The organism is Klebsiella sp. CN_Kp106, from assembly GCF_040064575.1.
GTDB lineage: Bacteria > Pseudomonadota > Gammaproteobacteria > Enterobacterales > Enterobacteriaceae > Klebsiella > Klebsiella michiganensis.
This window is the reverse complement of record NZ_JBEAIG010000065.1, coordinates 1-26,079: the sequence shown is the minus strand read 5'-3', so window position 1 is coordinate 26,079 and position 26,079 is coordinate 1. Positions and strand designations below refer to the sequence as shown.

Annotated in this window: 25 protein-coding genes and 1 pseudogene; 13 read left to right on the top strand and 13 right to left on the bottom strand. The window is 59.0% G+C overall.

The annotated features are described in order from the left end of the window. Positions 1-113: 113 nt before the first annotated feature. Genes hpxZ through hpxW form a run of 4 tightly spaced genes read right to left on the bottom strand, consistent with a single transcriptional unit; the run spans position 114 to position 3,672 of the window. Positions 114-500, bottom strand: a complete 387-nt coding sequence (hpxZ, locus tag ABLU96_RS21780) for an oxalurate catabolism protein HpxZ (RefSeq protein ID WP_009653539.1) — start codon at positions 498-500, stop codon at positions 114-116. After that, on the bottom strand, positions 497-1,894 hold the full coding sequence (locus ABLU96_RS21775; protein WP_064405534.1) for an AtzE family amidohydrolase: 1,398 nt from the start codon (positions 1,892-1,894) through the stop codon (positions 497-499). Before ABLU96_RS21775 ends, hpxZ begins: the two co-directional genes overlap by 4 nt. Then, on the bottom strand, positions 1,891-2,079 hold the full coding sequence (gene hpxX / locus ABLU96_RS21770; protein WP_047725089.1) for an oxalurate catabolism protein HpxX: 189 nt from the start codon (positions 2,077-2,079) through the stop codon (positions 1,891-1,893). The genes ABLU96_RS21775 and hpxX overlap by 4 nt, the downstream gene beginning before the upstream one ends. Before the next feature lie 9 nt (positions 2,080-2,088). Beyond that, a complete protein-coding gene (gene hpxW, locus ABLU96_RS21765) occupies positions 2,089-3,672 on the bottom strand; it encodes an oxamate amidohydrolase (protein WP_064405532.1) in 1,584 nt (527 codons plus the stop codon). Between the two features lie 168 nt (positions 3,673-3,840). Here hpxW and hpxU point away from each other — a divergent pair, with 168 nt between their 5' ends. The 7 genes from hpxU (at position 3,841) to hpxK (ending at position 10,243) form a co-directional block, all read left to right on the top strand. Further along, complete coding sequence (gene hpxU / locus ABLU96_RS21760; RefSeq protein ID WP_032749663.1) at positions 3,841-4,680, top strand: MurR/RpiR family transcriptional regulator HpxU; 840 nt, start codon at positions 3,841-3,843, stop codon at positions 4,678-4,680. Between the two features lie 214 nt (positions 4,681-4,894). After that, positions 4,895-5,680, top strand: coding sequence for a transporter substrate-binding domain-containing protein (locus ABLU96_RS21755; RefSeq protein ID WP_014838043.1), 786 nt, complete (start codon positions 4,895-4,897; stop codon positions 5,678-5,680). Between the two features lie 9 nt (positions 5,681-5,689). Further along, positions 5,690-6,355, top strand: coding sequence for an amino acid ABC transporter permease (locus ABLU96_RS21750; protein WP_064375815.1), 666 nt, complete (start codon positions 5,690-5,692; stop codon positions 6,353-6,355). Beyond that, complete coding sequence (locus ABLU96_RS21745; RefSeq protein ID WP_014228771.1) at positions 6,355-7,011, top strand: amino acid ABC transporter permease; 657 nt, start codon at positions 6,355-6,357, stop codon at positions 7,009-7,011. Before ABLU96_RS21750 ends, ABLU96_RS21745 begins: the two co-directional genes overlap by 1 nt. Then, positions 6,992-7,732 (top strand): amino acid ABC transporter ATP-binding protein, encoded by a 741-nt coding sequence (locus tag ABLU96_RS21740; protein WP_025106229.1) that lies wholly within the window; start codon positions 6,992-6,994, stop codon positions 7,730-7,732. Before ABLU96_RS21745 ends, ABLU96_RS21740 begins: the two co-directional genes overlap by 20 nt. A gap of 10 nt (positions 7,733-7,742) precedes the next feature. Further along, positions 7,743-8,984 (top strand): alanine--glyoxylate aminotransferase family protein, encoded by a 1,242-nt coding sequence (locus ABLU96_RS21735; RefSeq protein ID WP_064405530.1) that lies wholly within the window; start codon positions 7,743-7,745, stop codon positions 8,982-8,984. Further along, positions 8,981-10,243 carry an allantoate amidohydrolase gene (gene hpxK, locus ABLU96_RS21730; protein WP_032749654.1) on the top strand — a complete coding sequence of 421 codons (1,263 nt, stop codon included), beginning with the start codon at positions 8,981-8,983 and terminating at the stop codon, positions 10,241-10,243. The genes ABLU96_RS21735 and hpxK overlap by 4 nt, the downstream gene beginning before the upstream one ends. Before the next feature lie 64 nt (positions 10,244-10,307). On the opposite strand, the gene ABLU96_RS21725 is transcribed toward hpxK, so the two are convergent. After that, complete coding sequence (locus tag ABLU96_RS21725) at positions 10,308-12,017, bottom strand: pectate lyase (protein WP_064405528.1); 1,710 nt, start codon at positions 12,015-12,017, stop codon at positions 10,308-10,310. Positions 12,018-12,085: 68 nt separating this feature from the next. After that, positions 12,086-12,787 (bottom strand): oligogalacturonate-specific porin KdgM family protein, encoded by a 702-nt coding sequence (locus ABLU96_RS21720; RefSeq protein WP_014228776.1) that lies wholly within the window; start codon positions 12,785-12,787, stop codon positions 12,086-12,088. 692 nt (positions 12,788-13,479) lie between these two features. Between ABLU96_RS21720 and ABLU96_RS21715 the strand changes: the two genes are divergently transcribed. Beyond that, complete coding sequence (locus tag ABLU96_RS21715) at positions 13,480-14,016, top strand: LuxR C-terminal-related transcriptional regulator (protein WP_032719719.1); 537 nt, start codon at positions 13,480-13,482, stop codon at positions 14,014-14,016. Positions 14,017-14,092: 76 nt separating this feature from the next. Next, a complete protein-coding gene (locus tag ABLU96_RS21710) occupies positions 14,093-14,407 on the top strand; it encodes a chorismate mutase (protein ID WP_032719718.1) in 315 nt (104 codons plus the stop codon). Between the two features lie 71 nt (positions 14,408-14,478). Here the strand turns inward: ABLU96_RS21710 and ABLU96_RS21705 are convergent. Continuing rightward, positions 14,479-14,622: pseudogene (locus ABLU96_RS21705) on the bottom strand (DUF2938 family protein); the annotation flags it as partial. A 110-nt stretch (positions 14,623-14,732) separates the two neighbouring features. Here ABLU96_RS21705 and ABLU96_RS21700 point away from each other — a divergent pair. Further along, the gene (locus ABLU96_RS21700; RefSeq protein ID WP_032693404.1) at positions 14,733-15,047 is read left to right on the top strand and encodes a hypothetical protein; all 315 of its coding nucleotides are present in this window, start codon (positions 14,733-14,735) and stop codon (positions 15,045-15,047) included. 132 nt (positions 15,048-15,179) lie between these two features. Continuing rightward, positions 15,180-16,082 (top strand): GGDEF domain-containing protein, encoded by a 903-nt coding sequence (locus ABLU96_RS21695; protein WP_064405526.1) that lies wholly within the window; start codon positions 15,180-15,182, stop codon positions 16,080-16,082. A 1-nt stretch (position 16,083) separates the two neighbouring features. On the opposite strand, the gene ABLU96_RS21690 is transcribed toward ABLU96_RS21695, so the two are convergent. After that, positions 16,084-16,917 carry an AraC family transcriptional regulator gene (locus ABLU96_RS21690; protein ID WP_025106241.1) on the bottom strand — a complete coding sequence of 278 codons (834 nt, stop codon included), beginning with the start codon at positions 16,915-16,917 and terminating at the stop codon, positions 16,084-16,086. A 252-nt stretch (positions 16,918-17,169) separates the two neighbouring features. Between ABLU96_RS21690 and ABLU96_RS21685 the strand changes: the two genes are divergently transcribed. After that, entirely contained in the window at positions 17,170-17,937 is a 768-nt protein-coding gene (locus tag ABLU96_RS21685; protein ID WP_004849740.1) for a phytanoyl-CoA dioxygenase family protein, read from the top strand. Between the two features lie 241 nt (positions 17,938-18,178). Here ABLU96_RS21685 and ABLU96_RS21680 read toward each other — a convergent pair whose 3' ends face one another. Genes ABLU96_RS21680 through ABLU96_RS21660 form a run of 5 tightly spaced genes read right to left on the bottom strand, consistent with a single transcriptional unit; the run spans position 18,179 to position 23,143 of the window. Next, positions 18,179-18,520 (bottom strand): PTS fructose-like transporter subunit IIB, encoded by a 342-nt coding sequence (locus ABLU96_RS21680; protein ID WP_004849743.1) that lies wholly within the window; start codon positions 18,518-18,520, stop codon positions 18,179-18,181. A gap of 15 nt (positions 18,521-18,535) precedes the next feature. Beyond that, a complete protein-coding gene (locus ABLU96_RS21675) occupies positions 18,536-19,411 on the bottom strand; it encodes a [formate-C-acetyltransferase]-activating enzyme (RefSeq protein WP_025106242.1) in 876 nt (291 codons plus the stop codon). Next, on the bottom strand, positions 19,377-21,674 hold the full coding sequence (locus tag ABLU96_RS21670) for a formate C-acetyltransferase (RefSeq protein ID WP_032719716.1): 2,298 nt from the start codon (positions 21,672-21,674) through the stop codon (positions 19,377-19,379). The genes ABLU96_RS21675 and ABLU96_RS21670 overlap by 35 nt, the downstream gene beginning before the upstream one ends. 51 nt (positions 21,675-21,725) lie before the next feature. Next, the gene (locus ABLU96_RS21665) at positions 21,726-22,046 is read right to left on the bottom strand and encodes a PTS fructose-like transporter subunit IIB (RefSeq protein WP_004100938.1); all 321 of its coding nucleotides are present in this window, start codon (positions 22,044-22,046) and stop codon (positions 21,726-21,728) included. A gap of 20 nt (positions 22,047-22,066) precedes the next feature. Then, positions 22,067-23,143: a PTS fructose transporter subunit EIIC gene (locus ABLU96_RS21660; protein WP_004131253.1), complete on the bottom strand. Its 1,077-nt coding sequence runs from the start codon at positions 23,141-23,143 to the stop codon at positions 22,067-22,069. A 309-nt stretch (positions 23,144-23,452) separates the two neighbouring features. Here ABLU96_RS21660 and ptsP point away from each other — a divergent pair, with 309 nt between their 5' ends. Next, positions 23,453-25,954 (top strand): phosphoenolpyruvate--protein phosphotransferase, encoded by a 2,502-nt coding sequence (gene ptsP, locus ABLU96_RS21655; RefSeq protein ID WP_047724116.1) that lies wholly within the window; start codon positions 23,453-23,455, stop codon positions 25,952-25,954. The last annotated feature ends 125 nt before the right edge of the window (positions 25,955-26,079 follow it).

The following is a 26,079-nucleotide window of genomic DNA, read 5'->3' as shown; positions in this document are numbered from 1 at the left end:
CTCTGCAAACGGCCGCAATCCGGTAGCCCGGGCTACGGGTTCATCACCCTCTGTGGACCCGTAGCCCGGGTAAGCGCAGCGCAACCCGGGGGATACCGGGAAAGGCGCGGGGCTTAACTCATCAAACTCACCTGGGCGGCGACGATGCGCCAGCCGCAGGGGAAGCGCACCCAGGTTTGCTGCTGTCGGCCAATGCGTTCGCTGCCTTCGCGGGTGAATTCGGTGCTGCACACCGCGTAATCCTCGCCGAAGGTGGTGATGGTGGTGTGCCGCAGCGCGCGCTGCAGGCCGGCGGCCGGGCGGGCGGCGCGAAAGGCGCGGATTTCGTCGATACCGTAGAGATTTTCCCCGGCCCCCAGCCGCACCGTGCGCTTATCGTGCCAGAACAGCTCATCCAGCACCGCGATATCGTTGCTCACCAGCGCTTCCTCATAGCGGTAAAACGCCGCCGTCACCTCGGCGAGAACCAACGGGCGATTAATCTGCTCTTGCGTCATCATGCTGCTATCTCCACCGGGCGGGCGTCGGTAATGCCCATCTCCTCCAGCGCCCGCGCCGCGCGCAGACAGGCTTGTTCATTAAAAGGCGCGGCAATCAGCTGCAGGCCAATCGGCTGACCGTTCGCCGTACGCAGCGGCACGGTGACCACTGGCAGGCCAAGGAAGGAGATGGGCTGGGTCAGCATCCCCATGCTGGCGCGAATCGGCAGCGGCTGGCCGTTAATCTCCATGGTCTGCGCGCCGATGGGCGTCGCGCTGCACGGCGTGGCCGGGGCGATCAGCACATCCGCATGGGCGAACAGGGCTTTAAACGCCTGCTGCGCGTGGCGGCGGAAGCGCTGGGCCTGAAGATACCAGGCCGACGGGATCATCGCGCCCGCCAGCAGGCGCTCGCGGGAGTTCGGCTCAAAACGTTCGGGCTGGCTACGCAGCGCGGGCAGGTACTGATTTCCGCCCTCGGCGGCGCTGATAATAAACGCCGCCGAGCGGGCCAGCTCCGCCTCCGGGAAAATCACAGCCTCATGCGCCGCCAGCGCCCCGGCGACGCGAGCGACGGCCGCACGGGCGTCGTTATCGCACCATGTCGTAAAATAACCGCCGAGCGTGGCGCAGCGCAGGCCTTCGAGACCGCGCGACAGCAGATTAGCCGTGCGCTCGCTGGCCTTGTCGGCCTGAAAACCATCGCCCGGATCGCGACCCTGCAGCGCATCGTAGACCGCCGAAAGGTCGCTGACGCAGCGGGCAAACGGACCGATATGGTCGAGGCTGGCGACGAAAGGATGGCTGCCGGAGCGCGATAAACGGCCAAAGGTCGGCTTGAGGCCGAAGATCCCGCACAGCGAGGCCGGGACGCGAATGGAGCCGTTGGTATCGCTGCCCAGCGAGAAATTCACCAGCCCGGCGGCCACCGCCGCCGCCGACCCGCCCGAGGAGCCGCCTGCGATCCGCGAAAGATCGTGCGGGTTACGCGTCGCCCCGTAGTGGCTGTTCTCGGTGGTAAAACCGTAGGCGTAGGCATCCATATTCAGCATCCCGGAGAGCAGCGCACCTGCGCTATGCAGCTGGCGCACCGCCCAGCTGTCGGCGGCGGCGGCGGGGCGATCGCTCAGCAGCTGTGCCCCGGCAAGGGTGGTATGGCCGGCGACATCGAACAGATTTTTCACCGCGTAGGGAACGCCTGCCAGCGCGGGCAGGGGCTTTTTTTCCCGCCGCAGGGTATCGATATTCTCCGCCTCAGCGAGCATGCGCTTTTCGCTGACGTGGGTCCAGGCGTTGATCTGCGGGTTAACGCGGGCGATGTTCTCCAGGGTGTGGCGGGCGATCTCTTTGGCGCTGAGCTCGCCGGTGGCCAGCGCGCGCTGGATTTCGTGAATCGTCATTTCAGGTAGCTTCATGCTTTATAGACTCCGGCGATTTCGACGCGATCGTCGAGGGGAAAGGCCAGCAGCGGCCCGGCCATGGCGGCAATGCGGCTAAACTGCATCCTGAGCTCTGCGCGCCGCGCATCGTCCAGCTCCAGCGCCAGCAGCTGTTCCATTTGTGTGAGGTAAGCGTCCCATTCATTGTGCGGTGTGTTCATCATCAGCTCCTAATAACCGGCGGCGGAGCCGTTGCTGCGCGGATCGCTGGCCCCCTCAAACAGGCCGTTGGGATGGCGTACAATCGCCCCGGCGTGGCCCATGGCTTCGCTAAAATCGGCCAGCACGTCAACGTCGTGCCCCAGCTGACGCAGGCGGGCAACGCTTTCGGCGCTGAAGCGGCCCTCCAGCTTGAGCGAGTCGGAAGTCTGCCCCCAGGTACGCCCCAGCAGCCAGCGCGGCCGGGTGATGCTCTCCTGTAGCGGCACGTTTTGCATCACGTAGCGGGTGAAAATAGCGGCCTGAGTTTGCGGCTGGCCGTCGCCGCCCATGGATCCGTACACCATCACCCGGCCATCGTTCAGCCTTGCGGCGGCGGGGTTGAGGGTGTGAAACGGCTGCTTGCCGGGCGCCAGCGCCAGCAGGTGGCGCGGGTCGAGGCTGAACGATGCTCCGCGGTTCTGCCAGACAATGCCGCTTTCCGGCAGCACCACGCCGCTGCCGAACTCGTGGTACAGGCTTTGGATAAAGGAGACCGCCAGCCCGCTTTTATCGATAACCCCCATCCATACGGTGTCGCCCGGGCCTTTGCCCGCGCCCCACGGGGCCGCCCGCTGGTCGTCGATATTCTCCGCCAGCGGCTGCAGCGCCGCCGGCGCCAGCAGGCTCTGGATATCGACATCAAGGTGGCGGGGATCGGTGATATGCGCGTCGCGCAGGCCGAAGGCCAGCTTGGTCGCCTCCACAATACGGTGGACGGTCATCGCATCGTCGGCATCGGCCATCGCCAGCCTGTCGGTGATGCCGAGGATCGCCAGCGAAACCAGCCCCTGGGTCGGCGGCGCGAGGTTCCACAGTTCGCCGTGCCGGTGCGACAGCCTGAGCGGCTGGGGGCGGCGAGCGCGATGCTGCTGCAGGTCGCTAAGGGTGACGGGCAGCCCGTACTTTTCCATACCGCGGGCCAGCTGCTCCGCCAGCGGCCCGCGATAGAAGCTGTCTAAACCGTCTTCGGTTAATCGGCGCAGAGTGTTCGCCAGCGCCGGCTGCAAAAAGCGGCTCCCGGCCTTCGGCGGCTGGCCGTCCACCAGAAAGGTTTCGGCGAAGCCGGGCTGGTCGCGCAGTTCGCTGAATTTATCGGCGGTCGCGCTGGCCTGCGAGGCGGTCACCGGGATACCGCCGGCGGCGTAGCCGATGGCATCTTCCAGCAGACGCGTCAGCGGCAGCGATTTCCCGGTTAACTCCCGCGAAACCTTAAGCGCTTCGTCCCAGCCGCTGACGGTGCCCGCCACGGTCAGGGCCGCCTGCGGTCCGCGGTGGGGGATCTGCGCGAGGCCGGCGTAGGCCTGCGGCGTCGCCAGCGACCCCGCCGCGCCGCTGGCGTCAATGGCGATGGGATCGCCCTCGGGGGGCACGATAAGCCAGAAGCCATCGCCGCCGAGGCCGTTCATATGCGGGTAAACCACGGCGATGGCCGCAGCGGCGGCGACCATCGCTTCGATGGCGCTTCCGCCTTCGCGCAGAACCGCCAGCGCGCTCTGGCTGGCCAGATGATGGGGCGCAACCGCCATCCCGCGGGCGGCAACATGACTTTGCATGGGGTGTCCTCAATTAAGCGAAATGTCCGCAGAGGGTTGCAAAAGCTGTTCCATATCTGAACGTAAAGTTTCAATCGTTGCCGACGATGCGCGTTTTTTGCCGAACTGGCATGCATTATGAAAGGCGTTAGCGGTATAGTGCGGTGAAACGAAAGTTACAGAGGTCTTATGCAACAGCTTGATGAACGACTGAAAGAGCAGTACCCGTCATTATCGCCCCAGGAGCAGCGGGTAGCGGATTTTATTTTCGATCATTTTGATGACCTGATTAGCTACAACAGCGCCGAGCTGGCGCAGCTGAGCGGCGTATCGAAAGCCACGGTCAGCCGTCTGTTCAAGCGCCTGGGCTATGAAAAATATAAAGATATGCGCGATGAGCTGCGCACCCTGCGCCAGAGCGGAATGCCGCTGACCGATAATCGCGATGCGGTGCAGGGCAACACGCTGCTGGCGCGCCACTATAAACAGGAGATGGCCAACCTGACCCAGTGGGTTAACGCCCTTGATGTCCAGCAGTTCGCCGAGGCGATTCAGGCGCTGGTGAGCGCCCGGCGTATCGTGATTATCGGCATGCGCAATGCTTATCCGGCGGCGCTGCATCTGCGCCAGCAGCTCCTGCAGGCGCGCGGGCAGGTGCTGGTGCTGCCGCAGCCGGGACAAAGCTTAAGCGAAGAGCTGGTGGACTTAACCGCCGACGATCTGGTGGTGGTAATGGCGTTCCGCCGCCGCCCGCGAATTATTCGCCCGCTGCTGCTGCAGCTGCAGAGCAGCGGCATTCCGGCGCTGCTGATGTGCGAGCCGCAGGCCCACGGCCTGTTTCCGCTGGCGCGCTGGCGGCTCTGCGCGCCGCTGGATAGCGTATCGGCCTACGACAGCTACGCCTCGGTCAATAGCCTGATCAATCTGCTGTCGAACGCCTTTCTGCACGAAATTCTCGATAAAGGCCGCCCGCGCATTCACGACATCGCCACCCTTTATCAGCAGTTGGACGAGCTGGAACAACGATAATGGGGCGCCAGCGTGGTGCTTTGCATGGTTTTGGTGCGATAAAATAATAGGGGAACGCGCGGTTGTTCCCTCTTAATTCCTCAATTTCCCTTGTTTTACGTTCGCTTAGCCCAACGGCGGGCTAACCCGATGCGCGGCGCTTTATCTGGCACATTAGTTGCAAAAGTGACTTTAAAGAATCTTTTGTTTCATGCTAACGTAACGGGTAAACATCATGAAGAAACTGTTGATCGCACTGGCCGGGGCCGCTTGTCTGTTAACCAACCTCCCGGCGGCGAAAGCTGACCAGCTCCAGGATATTGAAAAGCGCGGCACGATCCGCATTGCGGTGCCGCAGGATTTCCCGCCGTTTGGCTCGGTGGGCACCGACCTTCAGCCGCAGGGCTACGACATCGATATGGCGCGCTATCTCGCCAAAGAGATGAAGCTCAAGCTGCAGCTGGTGCCGGTGACCAGCGCCAACCGCGTGCCTTATCTGCAAACCGATAAGGTGGACCTGGTGATTTCCAGCCTCGGTAAAAACGCCGAGCGCGAAAAGGTGATCGACTTTAGCCGCGCCTATGCGCCGTTCTTCCTCGGCGTATTTGGCCCGAAAGGCGCGGAGCTGAAAGACCCGGCGGCGCTGAGCGGTAAAAGCGTGGGCGTGACCCGCGGCGCGGTGGAAGATATGGTGCTGACCAGCGTGGCGCCGAAAGAGGCGCAGATTAAGCGCTACGAAGATAACAACACCACGCTGTCGGCCTATTTATCTGGCCAGGTGCAGTATGTGGCCACCGGCAACCTGGTGGTGGCGGCCATCTCCCGGCAGAACGCTGACAAGGCCCCGGTGCCGAGCTTTATGCTGAAGGATTCGCCGTGCTTTATCGGCCTGAAAAAGAACCAACCGGCCCTGAAGGCGAAAGTGGATGCGCTGATTGAGCAGGGCGTAAAAGACGGCACCCTGAACGGTTTGTCTGAGAAGTGGCTGAAAGCGCCGCTGCCTGCCAGCCTCGGCGCATAAGGTCCGGGCATGACGGAGCAACTTCATTTTTCTGCGCTCTGGCCGCACTGGCCGGAGCTGCTGGCGGGGCTGTGGGTGACCATTCAGCTGACGGTGCTGGCGACGATAGGTGGCCTGACGATTGGCATCTTCGGCGCCGCCATCCGCAGCGGGCGTCCCACGTGGTTCAGCCGGATTTGGGGCGGGTATGTCGAACTGATTCGCAACACGCCGTTTGTGGTACAGCTGTTTTTTATCGTCTTCGGCTTACCGAATCTGGGGCTGAAGATGACGGCGGGCGAGGCCGCGCTGCTGGCGATGGTGGTCAATCTTGGGGCCTACAGTACCGAGATCGTACGCGCCGGGATTCAGGTGACGCCGAAAGGTCAGTGGGAAGCGGGGCGCGTACTGGGGCTGACCCGGACGCAGATCTTTATTCAGGTCATTCTGCCGCCCGCGCTGCAGCGCATTTATCCGGCGCTGGTGAGCCAGTGCATCATCGTCATGCTCGGTTCATCGGTGGTGTCGCAGGTCTCTTATGAAGAGCTGACCTTTGCCGCTAACCTGATTCAGTCGCGCACCTTCCTCAGTTTTGAGGTCTATCTGGTGACGACGGGGATTTATTTAGCGCTGTCGATAACGATGCGTCAGCTGCTGATGGCGGCGGGACGTAAATGGCTGGGGGTGCAGGCATGATGACCACCTTTACCGATTGGGACATTGTCCGCAATCTGCTGCTGGCCGGGCGCTGGACGGTGCTGCTGTCGCTGGTGGCGTTTCTCGGCGGCGCGCTGGTCACGCTGCCGCTCCTGCTGCTGCGCATGACCGGCGGGCGTCAGGTAAAACGCCTGATCCGCGGCTATGTCGAACTGTTTCAGGGGACGCCGCTGCTGATGCAGCTGTTTCTCGCCTTTTTCGGCGTGGCGCTGTTCGGCATCGACGTTTCGGCGTGGACCGCGGCGTCGCTGGCGCTGACGCTGTATACCAGCGCCTTTTTGCTCGATATCTGGTTTGGCAGCATCCGCGCCCTGCCAAAAGGGCAGTGGGAAGCCTCGCGCTGTCTGGGGCTGAGCTTTGGCCAGACGCTGTATCGGGTCGTCGCCCCGCAGGCGCTGCGGATCGCCATCGCCCCGACGGTGGGGTTTGCCGTGCAGGTGATCAAGGGTACCGCGCTGGCGTCGATTATCGGCTTCGTCGAGCTGACCAAAGCGGGAACGATGCTGACCAACGTGACGTATCAGCCGTTTAAAGTCTTTGCGCTGGTGGCGCTGGGCTATTTCATTCTGTGTTACCCGCTGTCCCGCTACAGCCGTCATCTGGAGAACAAATTCAATGCCTCTCATCACCATTAATCAGATGCAGAAGTACTACGGCGATAACCACGTGCTCAAGGGCGTCGATCTGGATATCGATATGGGCGAAGTGATCTCGATTATCGGCCGCAGCGGGTCGGGCAAAAGCACGCTGCTGCGCTGCATCAACGGCCTGGAAGGCTATCAGGAAGGCAGCATTAAGCTCGGCGGGATGACCATTACCGACCGCGAATCGCAGGCGCGGGAGATCAGCCGCTCTATCGGCATGGTGTTCCAGAGTTTTAACCTGTTTCCGCATATGACGGCGCTGGAAAACGTGATGCTGGCGCCGCGTCGGGTGCTGAAGAAGAGCGCCGCCGAGTGCCGTGAACTGGCCCAGCGGATGCTGGAAAAGGTCGGATTGGGCGACCGGCTCGATTACTACCCGTCGAGTCTCTCCGGCGGCCAGCAGCAGCGCGTGGCGATTGCCCGCGCGCTGGCGATGTCGCCAAAAGTTTTACTCTGTGACGAGATCACCTCGGCGCTGGATCCGGAGCTGGTTGGCGAAGTGCTTAAGGTGCTGGAGCAGCTGGCGGCGGAGGGCATGACGCTGATTCTCGTGACCCATGAAATGAATTTTGCCCGCGAAGTGGGCGACCGCGTCGTGTTTATGCATCAGGGACGGGTCTGGGAGCAGGGCGACAGCAAAACGCTGTTCGCCAACCCGCAGACCAGCGAACTGAAGCAGTTTATTTCCTCCGTGCGCGGCCTCAATCAATAAGGACTTAAAGATGGATATCACTCAGTTTCCGCAACTCAATCCGCCGTCGCGCCTGCTGATGGGGCCCGGCCCGATTAACGCCGACCCGCGCGTGCTGCGCGCCATGTCGAGCCAGCTGATCGGCCAGTACGACCCGGCGATGACCCACTATATGAACGAAGTGATGGCGCTGTACCGCGGCGTATTTCGTACCGAAAACCGCTGGACGATGCTGGTGGACGGAACCTCAAGGGCCGGGATTGAGGCGATCCTGGTTTCGGCTATTCGGCCGGGGGACAAGGTGCTGGTGCCGGTGTTTGGCCGCTTCGGCCATCTGCTGTGCGAAATCGCCCGCCGCTGCCGGGCGGAAGTGCACACCATTGAAGTGCCCTGGGGTGAGGTGTTTACCGCGGACCAGGTGGAGGATGCCATCAAACGTATTCGTCCGCGCCTGCTGCTGACGGTGCAGGGCGACACCTCCACCACGATGCTGCAGCCGCTGGCGGAGCTGGGGGATATCTGCCGCCGCTATGACGTACTGTTTTACACCGACGCCACCGCTTCGCTGGGCGGTAACCCGCTGGAAACCGACGCCTGGGGGCTGGATGCGGTCTCGGCCGGGATGCAGAAGTGCCTCGGCGGCCCGTCCGGCACCTCGCCGATTACCCTCAGCGCGCGCATGGAAGAGGCGATTCGCCGCCGCAAATGCGTGGAAGAGGGGATTCGCACCGATGCCCACCGCGACGGCGACGAGGAGATGATCTACTCCAACTATTTCGATCTCGGCATGGTGATGGACTACTGGGGGCCGGAGCGCCTTAACCATCATACCGAGGCCACTACCGCGCTGTTCGGCGCCCGCGAATGCGCACGGCTGATCCTCCAGGAGGGGCTGGATAACGGCATTGCCCGCCATAAGCTGCACGGCGACGCGCTGGTCAAAGGCATTCAGGCGATGGGGCTGGAGACCTTCGGCGACCTGAAACATAAGATGAACAACGTGCTGGGCGTCGTTATCCCGCAGGGTATCAACGGCGACCAGGCGCGCAAGCTGATGCTGGAAGATTTCGGTATTGAAATCGGTACCTCGTTCGGCCCGCTGCACGGCAAAGTGTGGCGGATCGGCACCATGGGCTACAACGCGCGTAAAGACTGCGTGATGACCACGCTCAGCGCGCTGGAGTCGGTGCTGAACTATCTCAAATTCTCCACCACTCAGGGCGCGGCGATGCAGGTCGCGTGGGATCACTATCGCAGCGAGAGCGCCCAATGAGTCCAGCACAACGCCAGCAGGCGGAAATGCAGCAGGCCGCGGCGCGGGTGATGGCCCGCGCCGATGAGCTGGCCGCGATCAGCGAAACGCCGGATGCCCTGACCCGGGTTTATCTCTCCCCACAGCATCTCGAGGCCAACCAGCGGGCGGCGCGGTGGATGACCCAGGCCGGAATGACCGTCTGGCAGGACAGCGTCGGCAATATTTGCGGCCGCTACGAGGGAGAGCAGGAGGGAGCGCCCGCCATCCTGCTGGGGTCGCACCTTGATACGGTGCGCAACGCCGGGCGCTACGACGGGATGCTCGGCGTACTCACGGCGATCGAAGTGGTGCACGGTCTGCATCAACAGGGGCGGAGGCTGAAACAGGCCATCGAGATTGTCGGCTTTTGCGATGAAGAGGGGACGCGCTTTGGTATTACGCTGCTCGGCAGCCGCGGGATAACCGGTACCTGGCCCGAGAGCTGGCTGGCGCAGACCGATGCCGACGGCGTCAGCGTGGCGCAGGCGATGGTGCTGGCGGGGCTGGATCCGGCGCGCATTCATCTTGCCGCCCGCCGCCCGGAGGAGATTGCCGCCTACCTGGAACTGCATATCGAGCAGGGGCCGTGCCTCGAGCAGGAAGGGCTGGCGCTGGGGGTGGTCGAGGCGATCAACGGCGCGCGTCGCCTGAACTGCCGCTTTACCGGCGAGGCGGGACACGCCGGGACCGTGCCGATGAGTCATCGCAAAGATGCGCTGGCCGCCGCCGCCGAGTGGATGGTGCGGGTAGAGACCCTGACCCGCGAGCAGGGCGGAAACCGGGTCGCCACGGTGGGTACGCTGCGCTGCGCGCCCGGCGCGGTTAACGTGATACCCGGCGACGTTACGCTGACCCTGGATATTCGCGGGCCGCACGACCAGCCGCTGGATGCGCTGCTGGATACGTTGCTGAATGAGGCGCAGGCCATTGCTTCTCGTCGCCAGCTGCGGTTCAGTGCCGAAGAGTTTTACCGTATTGCCGCCACCGCCTGCGATAGCGGATTGCAGCAGGTATTGAGCGAGGCGGTGCAGGCGGTGCAGGGGCGTTCGCTGACGCTGCCGAGCGGCGCCGGGCATGATGCCATCGCCATGGCCGAACGCTGGCCGTCAGCGATGCTATTTGTGCGCTGCAAAGGCGGCATCAGTCATCATCCCGCCGAGTCGGTCACCGCCGACGATGTGGCGCTGGCGATAGCGGCCTATTCGCGCGCGGTGTCGGCGCTGGATGCCGGGAAGTAGCGGCTATCGTTTCGCTTCTGGTAAACCGGGCATAGCGCAACCCCCACCACGGTGGGGGCCTGTTTTATCTTTTGCCGTTCGGTTTAAGCTGTTCGCCGGGTCTGAGCCTGAACAGCTCGTCATCTCGGGTGGAGTAGCGAACCGTCCCGTCAGCCAGCCGATAAGCACCCTCGGTGAATCCCGCGCCGTTCAGGAACGGCGCCACCGCGTCCGGCGTGTTGCGGAAGGCGGCTTCCAGGGCGAGAAGCGCATAGGGGGCAATACTATCGATACTGGCATATTCGGCCTCAGGGTCATCGACAAAAAAGCCGTTGAGGCGCTGCTTGTTGATGATGTTTGCGCCGATGCGATCCGCCAGCGTCAAATAGTCCTGCTGCCCGGTGGCCTGCCACAGGTCGATAAGCGCGAAAATCGCATACGGCTGATGGTTCTCCGTTTGGCTATTCAGCCTGCGGTTTGCGCCGCCGGGTTCACCGATATCGCCTAAACCCTGGCCTTTCGCGATGCCGCGGGCGACTTTCCAGATGGCACGATCCGGTTCAAGCGTCCAGGCGCGGGCGTAGGAGAGAAGAAATTCATTTCCCGCCGGATAGGCTTTGAGCACCGTGCCTTTTTTCCCATAATAGCCATCGCGTTTTAACGCATAGCCGGAGAGATCCGTGCCGTTGGCCAGCATCGGGCGGAAGGTATTGTTCTGCTCATCGTAAGCGTAGGTCGCAAAGGCTTTGAGGCCATCAAGGGTCCATTTTTTGAGATCGTCACCGTCTTTGCCGAGCGATTTTGCCAGGGCAAGCTGCATCAGCGCATTTTCTGAGTAGAGCGTGCTGGTCCGGCCCTTCAGCAGCATATTGCCCTCCAGCGCGTCCGGGCCCAGTTCGGGGCCAAACTGACGCTGCGCGCGGTCGCCGTATTTCGAATGCGTGTCGCTGTCATCTGTGGTGTCGGCGCGTTTTAGCGGTTGGGTAAACTGGTAGACGCCCAGTCCGGTCTTCTTATCTCGCGGCAGAACGTACTGTTCGGCCAGACGCTTCGCCCACGTCAGCGCGCCAGCGTCACCATCGTATTGATAGAGCAGCGATGCGGAGTAGATAAGGTCGTTGCCGGCATTGAGAAAGCTCAGGCCCTTGGTGGCGAAAAAGGGCGGCTGTTGGACAAAATCACTTTGCCAGAGCGCGCCCATCGCTTTGCCGTACTCCCCGTGACGGCTGGTTTCCAGCGTTTTCCAGTCGTAAACATGGGCGTTCCAGAAAGCCTTGATAAAGCGCGCGGTGGCCTTGTCATCGACGGCAAACATCATGTCGTAATAGGGATACGCGTTCTTAAGTTCATGGACCATCTCCTTTTCGCTCGGGCCTTGAGGCTGCAGCGTTTTCAAATCAACAAAGCGATGGCCTCCCCACAGCAGTAGCCCGCTGGCGTCCTGATAGTGGTCAAAGTAGTAGCGAATATTCTCCGCGACCCGCTGCTTATATTTTGCTTCGCCGGTCAGGTTGCTTAACCCTACCAGCACCCGCATCAAGTTTTGCTGGGCCGAGAAGTTCGACAGCACGGTCACTTTACCGTCCGGAAAGACCCATTCCATTTGCTTGCCGGTGCGAGGATCCACGCCATTGGCCAGCAGAGGAGAGTGATGGCCGTACCGATCTCCCGCTTTATCCAGCACGACGTCAGCGAACTGCTTTACGCTGCTCAGGCGCGCGTTCTCCTGGGCGCCAGCACTCAGTGAGAAGAGACTCAGAGCGCCCAATGCCAGGGTGATTTTTGCAATCTTCATTATTATCCTCTTAATGAAAATAAGGGTTTAATAAAACCCTTATTTATTATCTGGCTGACAGGAAGTTATCAGAAGGAGTATTTCACACCAACGCGATAACGCGTTTGGCGTTCATCGGTGGTTTTACTGCCGGAAACGTTGCCGATGGCCATATAAGGAGACCAGTTTTTATCAAATTTATAGGTTAGCTTAAAATCATGGGTCCAGTCGTAGCTTTCGTTATCCGCTAAAATAACCCCCGCGGAGTTGGCTTTTTTATAGTCCAGTTCATAATCGAGCTGATAATCTTTAAGGAATTTCCAGGAAAGAACGCTGGTCAGATTATAGCCGTTCTCCGAGGTGTCTTTAGACGTGCCGATATTGCCTGAATTGCGCTTGTAGTAAGGTCGGTAGCGCAATGAGGCACTGACATCGTCGGTCAGATTCGCTTTACCGCGCAGGTAGGGACGATAGTTGTTTGAGGACGAACTGGTATCCAGAGAGAAGCCGGGCTCAATCTGGAAGGTTTTATTTATTTTATGCACATAGCTCGCCACCACTTCGGTGCCGTTACTCACGGTTTCATCATAGGCTTTATTTTTATCCTGCGAACCTTTCCATTTCCCTTCCAGCGACAGGCCAAAGCCATTGGCAAAACGGTGAGACATCAGCAGTCTGTCTTTATGATTATTGCCGGCTTTGTCATTGGTTTCATGACGATAATCAAATGTCACCGCGTGGGCAGCAATACTGATAAAAGGGATCGTGACTAATAATAAGGAACGAAACATAGGGTGCCTCTACTTTTTTTATTTTCCAAAGGTACAAGAAATTACCTGCCGTAAAGCAGGCAGAACGATACAAATGAAATTATTAGATGGTAGTGTGGTGCCGGGTGCCTCCCGGTGAATCAGGCGCTGACTTCCTGATTCGTCTATAAAAACGAAACGTCGATGAGGGTATTCCTCAATTCAGCATGACCCCGCCGCTTAGGGGGATTCACCACACATTATTCTTTATTCCCTGGTGATGACTAATTAGTACTGTCTGTAATTTTATTGAAAATTACTTTTACACAAAATGAAATGGTGTTTTGAGATCGAGATCTGAATATTAAAAATAGAGGGTAAATATTTTTTATGTCATTTATAAAGATAATCCTAATAATTAATTATTCTTTTAAATCAGCTGGTTGAGTGGTTTCTTTGGGTTTATTTTGCGTTTTTATTTGCGAATATAAGGATTTTTTGTGAATTAACGGTAATCTTATTCCTATATTTTTAAGCGCTCAGTTTGTTAAAACTTAAAAATAGTTCGATGGTTTCAATGGTTAAACCGAAGCCAGTACTGCCGATCCCTTTAAGCTAAACGAAAGCTAAACGAAAATGAGGGCGGTATTGATCTGCCAGACTGACGACATAACACTCTCCGAAAAGTATCCATATGGAAGGATAATAAAAGACGGTAACCTCGGGACTTCAAGATGACTATTCATGGAAAGGATCGTGTATTTATTTCTGGCGTTGAGAATATAGTGCAGGAGCTGAGCGATGGCGCGGATGCCGGGTTAAGCAACTGCGTGTATGTCACCTGCGGGATGGATATCCAGGAGATATATGCTTTGTTCTTTCGCCATCCGCCGGAGCACTACGCCATCTTCATCACCTCTGAGCGCCATTTTGAGACCATCAACCGGCTGTTTCCGGGCCTGTTAAAGCTCTGTTTGTCAGAGAGGTTGACGGTCGAAGAGCTGCGTCAGGCGTTAAAAGTGATGGGCCTGTTATCGGCCCAGAACCAGAGCGTTGCTTATCTGCCCGATACGTTTAATTTTACCCATGCCGAGCAACAGATCATGAGGCTCAGTTTACGCGGCCATTCTCTGGATGATATTGCCCGTATCCGCGGGGTCAGCCCGTCCACGGTCAGCGTCCAGCGTACCCGGCTGATGAAGCGCATGGGAACCAAAAGCCTGCAGGAACTCTGCTCCCTCTATGCGGCTATGCGTGCCAGCGCTTTCTGAATAAACGCAGGGCTGGAATCTGGCGAAATTTGAGATATTATGCTGAGCCATCGTACTAGTATAAAGGTTCAAAGTGATGACGTTTTCCACCCTTGCCGATGCCAGAAGCCAGATCGATTCGATTGATAGCGAACTGGTTAGCCTGATTGCTCAACGTGCTGAGTGCGTTAAAGCCGCTGCCGCATTCAAAACTGACCACTCCGCCGTTCGTGCTCCCGCGCGCGTGCAGCAGGTTATTGATCGGGTTCGCGAAAAGGCGGCTGCCGCAGGGTTACCCGAAGTGATTATTGAGAAAGTGTATCGGTCCATGATAGACGCCTTTATTGAGTATGAGCTTGAGCAACATAATCAGCTACAGCGGCAAAAAAGTAACGGTGTGTTGGGTGAGTGACCCACACGATATTCTCCTGGCGCGCAGGGTCAGTTAGCCTCATTCTGACTCCCCGACGGGCTGCTAAGCTATTATCCCCACGCTCTGATAGCCAGTGCCGCGCTATAGAGCCCGAATCCCCAGGCCAGATGTGTGAGCACGCTTAGCAAGCGAGCCAGCCACGGGTGAGGTGTTTGCGATGCCGCAATGCCGAAGCCCAATGCGGGCTGAAGTACGCTGCACGCAGCCGGAGCATAGGCATTGTGAAGAGTTTAAAAGGATTGTGGCGAGAGAGCTGAGGCTGGTCAGCTAATTAAGAACCTTATACTTTGACGAGAGCATAATGATGGAAAAAAATTTTACGCCTGAGCAAATCGAAATCATTAATCGCGTGGTTTTTGCGCGTATCGAGCATATGAAAGAGAAAGTGATTGAAACCATTGAGCAGACAGAGCGCGATGCGCACCAGCAGCTGGTGGATTGCGGGATTGATATGACCGATTTCTGTCCGGCTAATCAGCACTTTCTCATGATGACAATCGTCCAGGCGCTGATAGATCGGGTGCACGGGAGCGACAGGGCGCTTGCCCGGAAGATAATAACCATGGAGGCGAAGAGACTGAACGTCAGCGTTAACGTCGAGGCAGATAGTTCGAGATAACCTTAAGGCTGAGTCTGCGGCGGACCAGGAAATCCGCGCCCGTCGCCCGGCATCGCACCTTTACAGTTCGCGCAAACGCTCTGCGCTGTTATGCTAAAAACCCGGCAAGCCGCGCTGTAATGAGACCTGACCATGCCCGAACGCGAAAAAAACATCCATATTCAACCCTGTTCTTCTATCTCTCGAACGCATATTCTTCCGGCACTGCTGGCGATTGTCGCCGTATCGAGCCTGTGCGCGTTCGTCTCGCCGCCGCTGGGGCCGTGGCGCGAAATTTTGACCAATCCAGGGATGTATATCGATCTGCTGGCGCTGCTATTTCTGCTGTTTATGCTCTGGAGTTCGACCAAGGTGCGGATGAACCACGTGGCGGTTAACTGGGTACGCTACGGCCTGCTGCTGTGGATTGCCGGTGGCACTTTCGACCTGATGGACGAAATATTCCACCAGCCGCGCTGGATGGGGTACTACTGCGAAGATCTGCTGCGCCTGTCCGGCATGCTGCTGAGCGCGGTCGGGGTCTACAAAATTATTGAGCGCATCAATCTCCTGTACGTCGACGCGCGTTCGCAATCGCTCAAGGATGAGCTGACCCAGCTGCCCAACCGTCGCTTTTTTATCGACACCATCCGCGAGAAGGAGGGGCGCAGGCTGGCGCTGATGATTGTGGATATCGACTACTTCAAGAAAATTAATGACACCTGGGGTCATCTGGTGGGGGACGAAGTGCTGTTTGCCCTTGGCAAACAGCTGGCGAAGCTTACCAGCGATAAGGTGTTGCCTTCGAGGATTGGCGGAGAAGAGTTTGCCATTATTGTCGATGGCCTGTCGGCGCAGGAAGTGGATGAACTGGCGCAGTCGATTTTGCAAAACGCCCGCGCGATCTTGATCAACCACGATAACCCGCTGTCGATCAGCATTGGCGTCGGTCTGCGCTATAAAGACGAGCCGCAGAACCTGTTTATTAAAAAGGTCGATGACGCGCTCTATAAGGCGAAAAATAACGGCCGCGGACGGGTTGAATGGGCCGCGTGAACTATCCCTGCTGCGCGCTGCGGCAGTGGCGACGATATTCGGAAGGTGAGCGCTCGGTGTAGCGTTTAAACACCCGGCAGAAATAGTTGCTGTCGACAAAACCGCAGTTGTGGGCGATCTCTTTGACCTTGAGGTCGTAGCCGCGCAGCAGCTTTTTCGCCTTTTCCAGGCGGACGCTGGTGAGAAACTCATTAAAACCGACGGAGCCGGATTTCTGGAATATATGCGACAGGTAGTTGGGCGTAATATGAAAACGCTTCGCTACCGACTCGCGGGTCAGCGGCTGGGTGAGATGCTCTTCGAGATAATCCTGTACCGCCAGAAACAGATCGCGGCTGCGGCTGACGCGCATCTCCAGCCCGACCAGCTGCTCAAGGCAGTGGCTCAACAGGGCCGCGACCACCAGCCTGGCGGTTACCGGGTCCGGCTGCAGGCAGATTTCATTGAGCGACAGCAGCAGGTAGGAGCCCACGCGCGGTCCGAGGCGGGCGACGTTCTGCTTTTCCGTGCGCAGCTGCTTGCCGTCCCAGTGCTGAACGCAAAACCCGAGTTTCTGGCGACCAAACAGAATGCTTAACGTCGACGCCGGCGCGGTCCATTCCGGCAGCGTCCATTTACCCGCCTGAACGTAGAGCACCTGCGAGGCGGAGAGCATTGTCTCCGACAGCGGCAGCCCGCTCTCCTTAAGCTCGCCCTCAAGCACAATTTCCAGCCGTGGAAAGGGTACCTTAAACGCCAGCTCGGGCTCGGAGATATCCGGGTCGGGGAACCTGACGTGCAGATTATCTTTCTGATTTACTAAACGATTTAAAATATCCGCCAGATCGTCAATCATTCCGTATGCCTTAGAAGAGAGCAATTATCCTGTTGATTATAATCTATTTTATCTGAACAGGTTTGTTCTGTATCAGGCGGCTTCGCTAATGATTGCCCTGCAGGAAGGGGGAAAAAGCTGGATTTTGATGGCCATCACACTTTTCCCTGCCGCGTACGCTCGTCCAGTTTTTCGTAGTTTTGCCCTCATGTATTCCCACCCGCCGCCGATTAGAGTTTGTTTTGTGTTATCGATAAGTTAAGGAATATAAATATGGAACAACAATCTGCGGTTTATCTGGATGCGCTGGGGGCGAACGTTGCGCTGAGCCCGGCAATGAAACAGGAGCTGGATACCCTGGGCTACACCGTTGTGCATAACGTGGTGGACGCGGAGTGGCTGGCGGCGATGCGCGCGCTTATCGACGCCATCGTCGAGAGAGAGGGCGATAATCTGGCGATCGAGCACCACCAGGAAGCGACGGCAACCCGCATCGCCAACCTGATTAATAAAGGCGCGATTTGGGAAAAGGTCTGGTCCCATCCGCTGATTCTCTCCGCCTGTCGGCATGTTTTTCAGGGGGATTTTAAAGTCTCCAGCCTGAACGCGCGGGAAGCGTTGTTCAACGGCGGCCATCAGCCGCTGCATGCGGACTGGAAAAAGCCGCGTCACGATTTTCCGAAAGTGCATCTGGTAAATACCATCTGGGCTATCGATGATCTGAGCGCTGAAAACGGCGCGCCGCGCATTATTCCCGGCACCCATTTGCGTCCGGAGCTGCCGGAAGCGGTGCTGGATGACCCGGAGCTGGCGCATCCTGATGAGGTGGTGTTCGCCGCGCCGGCGGGCAGCGTGATGATTTATAACGCCCACGCCTGGCACGGCGGGACGCGCAACCGCGTCGGCAGCAGAAGGCGCGTGCTGCACGGCTTATATATCGACAGAGCGGATACCGCGCAGCAGGATCAGCAGCGCTGGCTGACGCCGGAAACCGCCAGCCGCCTGACGCCCGCGCAGAAATGGCTGCTGGGGGTGGCGTAAAAATCGCATGGAATTGTAGCCCCGGTAAGCGCAGCGCGACCGGGGGAAGTCTGAGCGGGCGCGGTGCTATTTCCCCGGGCCGCGGCGCAAGCGCCTTGCCCGGGCTACAAAACGGCAAACGGCGGTGAACCTGTAGCCCCGGTAAGCGCAGCGCGACCGGGGGAAGTCTGAGCAGGCGAAGTGCTATTTTCCCGGGCCGCGGCGCAAGCGCCTTGCCCGGGCTACAAAATCACCGGTGTACTCACGGGATCTCAAGATAAACCACCGGCTTTTTCATAATGCATTTCACCGCGTCGACAATCTGCTGCGGCTGCAGCAGAAAGGTTTTGATGCTGGTCTTAATGGTGCGGATGCCGCTAAAGCGTCCGGCATCGTCAATTTCAATATCCGTCACCAGCAGAACGACATCGGCATGGGCGATGTCGTCGGCCATTATTTTGTTCTCAACCCCCAGCGCGCCCTGGGTTTCAATTTTGATATTCCATTTCTCCTGGTGGCCGACTTTTTCCAGCCGCTCGGCCGCCATATAGGTGTGAGCGACGCCGCTGACGCAGGCCGTGACGGCAACGATAGTGAAATCCATAGCATCCTCCTGGCGTTATCCGCCGACGGTCACGCTAAAACCGGCCCGTTCGGCCAGCGTCCTGAATGGCTGAATCTCAGATTCTGCAGGGGCTTTAATCATCGACATCGACCATTTTTTTCCCAGTAAGTGATATTTGGGTTCGCCGTACTGATGGAACGGCAGAAGATGAATTTCCGGCAGCTTAAAGGGGGCCAAAAACGCCAGAATCCGGCGGAAATTCGCTTCATCAAGCGTGAATCCCGGAATCAGCGGCACCCGGGGGATCACGTGAATATGCGCTTCCACCAGACGGGTAAAGTTATCCAGCACCCGCGGCATATTCATCCGCAGCTGCTCGCGGGCCAGCGTTTCATCCATGATTTTTAGATCGAACAGCACTTCATCGCAGGCCTGCGCCAGCGGAAAAAAGCGGCGGTAGGCGGTATCGCCCGCCGTTTCAATCGCCGTTCTGATCCCCCATTCGCGCAGGCGGCGCAGCAGGCGCGCGGCGAATTCGGCCTGCATCAGGACTTCGCCGCCCGACAGGGTCACGCCGCCGCCGGAGGCGCGGAAGAAGACCTCATCCTTCAGCACCTCTTTAAGCAGATTATCGAGGGTGACGTCGCGGCCAATCTGCTGCCACGCGCCGGAAGGGCACTCGACCACGTCCTGCTGGCAGCGGGAGCAGCGCAGGCACTTGCTCTCCCGGCGTACGGTCTGAATTTGCGGCGAGATCGACTCCGGATTGGCGCACCAGGGACAGGTATGCGGGCAGCCTTTAAAAAACACGACGGTGCGGATCCCCTGACCATCATTCAAAGAGTAGCGCTGGATATTAAAAATGCGCGCCTTATCGGCGCGCGTTTCCAGGACCTCACAGCTGATGCGCGGTGCGGCGGATAATGTCATCCTGAATCTCCTGCGACAGCTCGACGAAAAAGGCGCTGTAGCCCGCAACGCGCACCACCAGGCCGGCAAAATCCTGCGGCCGCTGCTGGGCTTCGCGCAGCGTATCGGCGTTAACCACGTTGAACTGAATATGCTGCAGCTTCAGCCTGGTGAATGCCTGCAGGAAGTCGGCCAGCTTATTGAGGCCGCCGTCGCCGGCAAGGGTCGCCGGGGTGAATTTGACGTTCAGCAGCGTACCGTTGGAGAGCAGAAAGTTATCCAGCTTGCTGACCGACTTAAGCACCGCGGTCGGCCCCTGCACGTCCTGGCCGAGCATCGGCGAGAGCCCGCCGTCCGCCAGCTGCTCTCCGGCCAGGCGTCCGTCCGGAGTGGCGCCGACGACCGAGCCGAGCGGCACGTGGGCAGAGACGGTATAGGAGCCCGGCGTAAAGCGACCGCCGCGCGGGTTGCGGTACTGCTCTACCTCTTTGCAGTAGAAGCGCAGCAGATCGGCGCTGATGTTGTCCACTTCGTCAATATCGTTGCCGTATTTCTCGAAGCGGTTGATCAGGCGCGCGCGGATTTTTTCCCCTTCCGGCGTCTGGAAGTTGGCTTTCAGCACCGCGATCAGTTCAGCGAAGCTGAGCCGTTTTTGCTCAAACACCATCCCTTTAAGCGCGTGCAGCGAGTCGCTGAGGTTAGCGATGCCGATGCCCTGGACCCCGGAGAAGTTATAGCGCGCGCCGCCTTCGGTGATATCCTGGCCGTGCTGCACGCAATCCTCAATAAAGGAAGAGAGCAGGGGAACCGGCGCCCAGTCGCGGTGGCCGATATCGCAAATATTGCTGCCTTCGACCATCAGCCTAATGTAATAGCGAATCTTGTCGCGGATCTGGTTGATCAGCCCGTCCCAGGTGATGTCAGGGTTACTTTCGTTTTCCAGCATCACGATTTCCATCACCTTCAGCAGGTTGAACATGGCGATATCGTGCAGGCCGTAGGTGCGCCCCGGGATCGACAGCTCAACGCAGCCAACCACCGAGTAATCCCGCGCGTCATCCAGCGAGACGCCGCGGTTGAGAAACGCCGGGATCACCACTTCATCATTGAAGATTTGCGGAATGCCGGTGCCGAGGCGAATGGTCTCGGCGGTTTTGCGCAGGAAAGGGCGATCGACCAGCTCGTTGACCCGCACGCCGAGGTTCGGCTGCGGCAGGCGAACGTTCTGGTAGGCGTCGAGGGATAAAAACGACAGGATATTGACCGCGCTGCGTCCGGTCTCGGTCAGGCCGCCGAGCAGGGCGGTATAGCCGGTTGGGAAGCCCGCGAAGTAGCGCGCGCTGCTGGTGGAGCGCAGCAGGACAATATCGTTGCACTTCACCCACAGCGACTCCAGCAGCTCCTGAAGAAACTGCGGATCCTGGCCGCGATTCAGCGAAGCCTGATAGTACGGCAGCATGTACTGGTCAAAGCGACCCAGCGAGATGGAGCTGGCGTTGGATTCATACTGCAAAATGATGTTCATATACCAGAAGAGCTGGCAGGCCTGCCAGAAATCTTCCGGACGGTGCACCGCGTTATGGCGGGAGATGTCCGCGATGGTCTCCAGCTCTTTGCGCCGCTGCCCGTCGCCGCAGCCGGCGGCCATGTCATCGGCAAGCGCCGCATAGCGCAGAATATGGCGCTGGGAGGCTTCCAGCAGGATCAGCACCGCCTGATAAAAATTGTTCTGCGGGTGCCGCTGACTCACCGCTTTCATCTCCGCCACCAGCGCGGCGAGGCCGTTTTCCAGCAGGCGAGGGTAGTCGATGATGATATGTCCCTGGCCTTTATCGGTCTGGTTGACGCTAAAAATCTGCGTGCTGACGGCGGCCTTCACTTCATCGGTCATCTGGGCGTTGATGAAGTCCTTCATCGAGCGATTTTCCCAGTAGGGGAACAGCACTTCGCGGTAGATGCGCTTATCTTCTTCGCTGATGTTGAAGCGGTCCTGCGGGCGGGTCGGGAACTGGTCCAGCTCCTTGAGCAGCCAGTAGGGATCCATCTCCGGCGACATGATCCCGGCGCGCGGCTTGATCGTACGGTTACCGGCAATCAGTTCATCATCACGAATCGAAATCTGCACATGATCGAGGACCCATGCGGTCGCTTTCGCCCGGCGGATCATCACCGGCTCCCCCTCGGTCTGTTTATGGCTGGCGGTGTAGAGCAGCGCTCGCTCGAGGGAGATTTCGCGCGGGTTGGCGAACAGACGATCTTTTAAGCGTTGAGTGCGATTAGTCATGACAAGCTCCATGTTATTTTGCGGGGCGCAGGCCGCGCCCCGTGTATTCAGTCAGGCATTCTGCGAAAGGTGGCTGTCGATTTTGTTCATAATGGCTTCGGCGCGCTTCACGGCGTCGCTGATGTTGACGCGCACGATGGTTTTACCGGCAAAACGCTCCTCAAACTTGATGCCGATATCTTTGGTCAGAATCACCATATCGGCGCTGGCGACGTCTTCTGCGGTCAGCTCGTTCTCAATGCCGATGGAGCCCTGGGTCTCGACTTTGACCTGCCAGCCTTTGGCCTTAGCGGCGCTCTCCAGCGATTCGGCGGCCATATAGGTGTGGGCGACGCCAGACGGGCAAGCGGTAACGGCGATAATTTTGGTCATACAATATTCCTTCCCGTGTCTCAGTTAATTTCGAAATCAAGATCCATCTCGTCATCGGCTTTGGCGTCAGACGTTTTCTTTTTCGCCAGGGCCTTAAGCAGGATGACGCAGGCGGCGCTGACGATGGCGCCAACCGCGAGGCCAGCAATAAATCCGCCTTTACCCTCAACGACCGGCAGAACGATAAGCCCGCCCCAGCCGGCATAGCACTGGGCGCCGAGCAGCGCGGCGGTAACGCAGCCGGCGGCGGCGCCGATCATATTGGCGGGGATAACGCGCAGCGGGTCGGCGGCGGCGAAGGGGATCGCGCCTTCGGTCACGCCAACGCAGCCCATCACCAGCGCGGCCTTACCGGTTTCGCGCTCTTCCGCGGAGAAGTATTTACGTCCAATCAGCGTTGCCAGGCCCATGCCCAGCGGCGGCACGGCGATACCGACGGCGGCGATGGCCACCACGCTGTAAACGCCCTGGGAAACGCAAATCAGCATGAAGGCGTAGGCGACCTTATTCACCGGACCGCCCATGTCGAAGGCCAGCATCAGGCCCATGATGATGGCGAGAATCACGATGCTGCCTTCGCGCATGCCCTGCAGCCAGCCGGTCAGGCTGGCGGTGAGCGCGCCAATCGGCTCGCCGAGGCCCCACATCATGATCCCGGCGGTAATAAAGGTGCCGATAATCGGGATAACGAAGATGGGCATCACCGAGCGCAGCACCTTGTGCACCGGGATTTTCTTCAGGTAGTAGACCACCAGCCCGCCAATGATCCCGGCAATCAGCGCGCCGAAGAAACCGGCGCCGAAGCTGTTGCCGACCCAGGCGCCGATAGCGCAGGGAGCCAGCGCCGCGCGGTCGGAGATGGAGTAGCCGATATAGGCCGCCAGAAACGGCACCATAAGCGTCAGGCCGGCCACGCCGATATCAAACAGTTTTTTCAGGTTAGGGTCGGTGGCGGCATCGGGCACCGCGCCCTTGCCGTACAACATGACGGAGACTGCCAGCAAGATCCCACCGGACACGACAAACGGGATCATATGTGAAACCCCGGTCATGAGGTGCTGGCGGGTATTTTTTAATATTTGCACCAGTTCATTCATTGTTATTCTCCTGAGCGCTGCGTGGCCCGTGACTGAGTTGATGCTTCAACCTTAGAAAAAGGGCGGCGCATAAAATAGTAGAGAAAAAGTGCATTTACTGGATATTTGTAAGGCCAGAGGAAAATTGCGATCCACCTCAAATCTTAGCGCTGGTGGGTTTTTGGCGCCGTTAGTCAGGCGATTTGTGACCGCGAGCATAAAAAAGAGTCGGGCATACAATTATCCAGTAATTGCCACTTTTATCGTGTAGTGGCGGGCCGGTTCTTTCTTTACCTTTTGGCTAAATACGCATTATTCAGGAGGAAGGCGATGGCTCTGGTAATTGAATTCATATGTGATTTGCCCAACGGCGTGCATGCGCGTCCGGCAAGCCTGGTAGAAACCCTGTGCAATACTTTTTCGTCTTCGGTCGAATGGTTAAATACCCGCACGGAAGGACGCGGAAACGCGAAAAGCGCGCTGGCGATTATCGGCACCAATACCTTGAAGGGGGACCGCTGCCAGCTGGTCGTCAGCGGCGAAGATGAACAGCAGGCGTTTGACGCGCTGTCAGCATTCATCAGCGAGGAGTTCCCGCACTGCGATGCGCCGCTGCCGACGGCGGAATCCATGGACGTTCAGCCGGTTCCTGAATCCCTCTCGCGCCTCAATCCCACGCTGTTTCACGCCCAGCCGGTCTGCGCCGGCAGCGCGGGCGGCAGGCTCACCCATCTTAAGTCCCTCGACCTGCGCGATTCAGGCGCGCTGCCTGCAGCGGGCGCAATTGAACAGGAACAGGCGGCGCTGGACAAGGGCCTGACCCTGCTGGTGAAAAATATTGAGTTCCGCCTGCTGGATAACGACGGTACCGCCAGCGCGATCCTTGAGGCGCATCGCTCTCTGGCCACCGACGCCTCGCTGCGCCAGCATCTGCTGGGCGGGCTGCTGAGCGGCCTGAGCTGCGCTGAGGCGGTGGTCGCGACCGGCGAACATTTTTGCGCCCAGTTCAGCGCTTCCGGCAATAGTTATTTGCAGGAGCGGGTGCTGGACGTGCGCGATGTCTGCTTCCAGCTTCTGCAGCATATCTACGGTGAGGATCGTTTTCCGGCACCGGGTAAGCTGACGGAAGAGGCCATCTGCCTCGCCGATGAACTCACCCCCAGTCAGTTTCTTGAACTGGATAAAACCCTGCTTAAAGGTCTGCTGTTGCGCAGCGGCGGCACCACTTCACATACGGTGATCCTCGCGCGTTCGTTCAATATTCCCACTCTGGTGGGCGTCGATATGGAGGCGCTGCTGCCGTGGGTCGATCGGCGAGTGCAGATTGACGGTAACGCCGGGCTGGTGGTGGTGAATCCCGATGAAGCGGTGGCGCGCTACTATCAACAGGAGGCCTGGGTGCAGGCGCAGATCCGCCGCCAGCAGCAGGCCTGGCTGGATAAAGCGGGGCGTACGGAAGACGGTATTCGCCTGGAGGTGGCGGCCAACATCGCCCATTCGGTAGAGGCGACGGCGGCCTTCAACAACGGCGCGCAGTCGGTAGGCTTGTTCCGCACCGAAATGCTCTATATGGACAGGCCCAGCGCGCCGTCGGAAAACGAGCTGTATAACCTATTTTGCCAGGCGCTGGAGCCGGCCAACGGGCGCAGCATTATCATCCGCACCATGGATATCGGCGGCGACAAGCCGGTGGCCTACCTCAACATTCCGGCGGAGAACAACCCGTTCCTCGGCTACCGGGCGGTGCGTATTTATGAGGAGTATCAGGCGCTGTTCCGCACTCAGCTGCGGGCGATTCTGCGCGCTTCCGCGCACGGCGCGCTGAAAATCATGATTCCGATGATCTCCTCGATGGAGGAGATTCTGTGGGTGAAAGAGCAGCTGGCGGATGCCAAACAGTCGCTGCGCAGCGAACAGATTCCGTTTGATGAAAAGATCCCGCTGGGCATTATGCTCGAGGTGCCGTCGGTGATGTTTATCATCGACCAGTGCTGCGAAGAGATTGATTTCTTTAGTATCGGCAGCAACGACCTGACCCAGTATCTGCTGGCGGTGGATCGCGATAACGCCAGGGTGACGCGCCACTACAACAGCCTCAATCCGGCCTTTTTGCGCGCGCTGGATTACGCGGTTCAGGCGGTGCATCGCCAGGGTAAATGGATCGGCCTGTGCGGCGAGCTGGGGGCCAAAGGTTCCGTGCTGCCGCTGCTGGTGGGGCTGGGGCTGGATGAGCTGAGCATGAGCGCGCCGTCGATCCCGGCGACCAAGGCGCGTCTGGCGCAGCTTGACAGCCGCGCCTGCCGTCAGCTGCTGAATCAGGCGATGCAGTGTCGTACTTCGCTGGAGGTCGAGCACCTGCTGGCCCAGTTCCGTATGACACAGCAGGATGCGCCGCTGATTACCCCTCAGTGCATTACGCTGAACAGCGACTGGCGCAGTAAAGAGGAGGTGATTAAGGGCATGACCGACAATCTGCTGCTGGCCGGGCGCTGCCGCTATCCGCGTAAGCTGGAAGCGGATCTGTGGGCCCGCGAAGCGGTGTTCTCCACCGGGTTAGGGTTTAGCTTCGCCATTCCGCACAGTAAATCGGAGCATATTGAGCAGTCGACCATCAGCGTCGCCCGTCTGGCGCAGCCGGTGGCGTGGGGCGACGACGAGGCGCAGTTTGTGATTATGCTGACGCTCAATAAGCATTCGGCGGGGGATCAGCATATGCGTATTTTCTCGCGGCTGGCGCGGCGCATTATGCATGCGGAGTTCCGGCAATCGCTGGTGACGGCGCAGAGCAGCGAGGCGATCGCGGCGCTGCTGCAGCGCGAGCTGGAGCTGTAATTCGGTCCGGAGAATCTCCCCGGTGGCGCTGCGCTTACCGGGGCTACGGGTTTCCAGCCGTCTGTGGGGCAGTAGCCCGGGTAAGGCGTTTACGCCGCGACCCGGGATTTCCGGGCCCGGTGCCT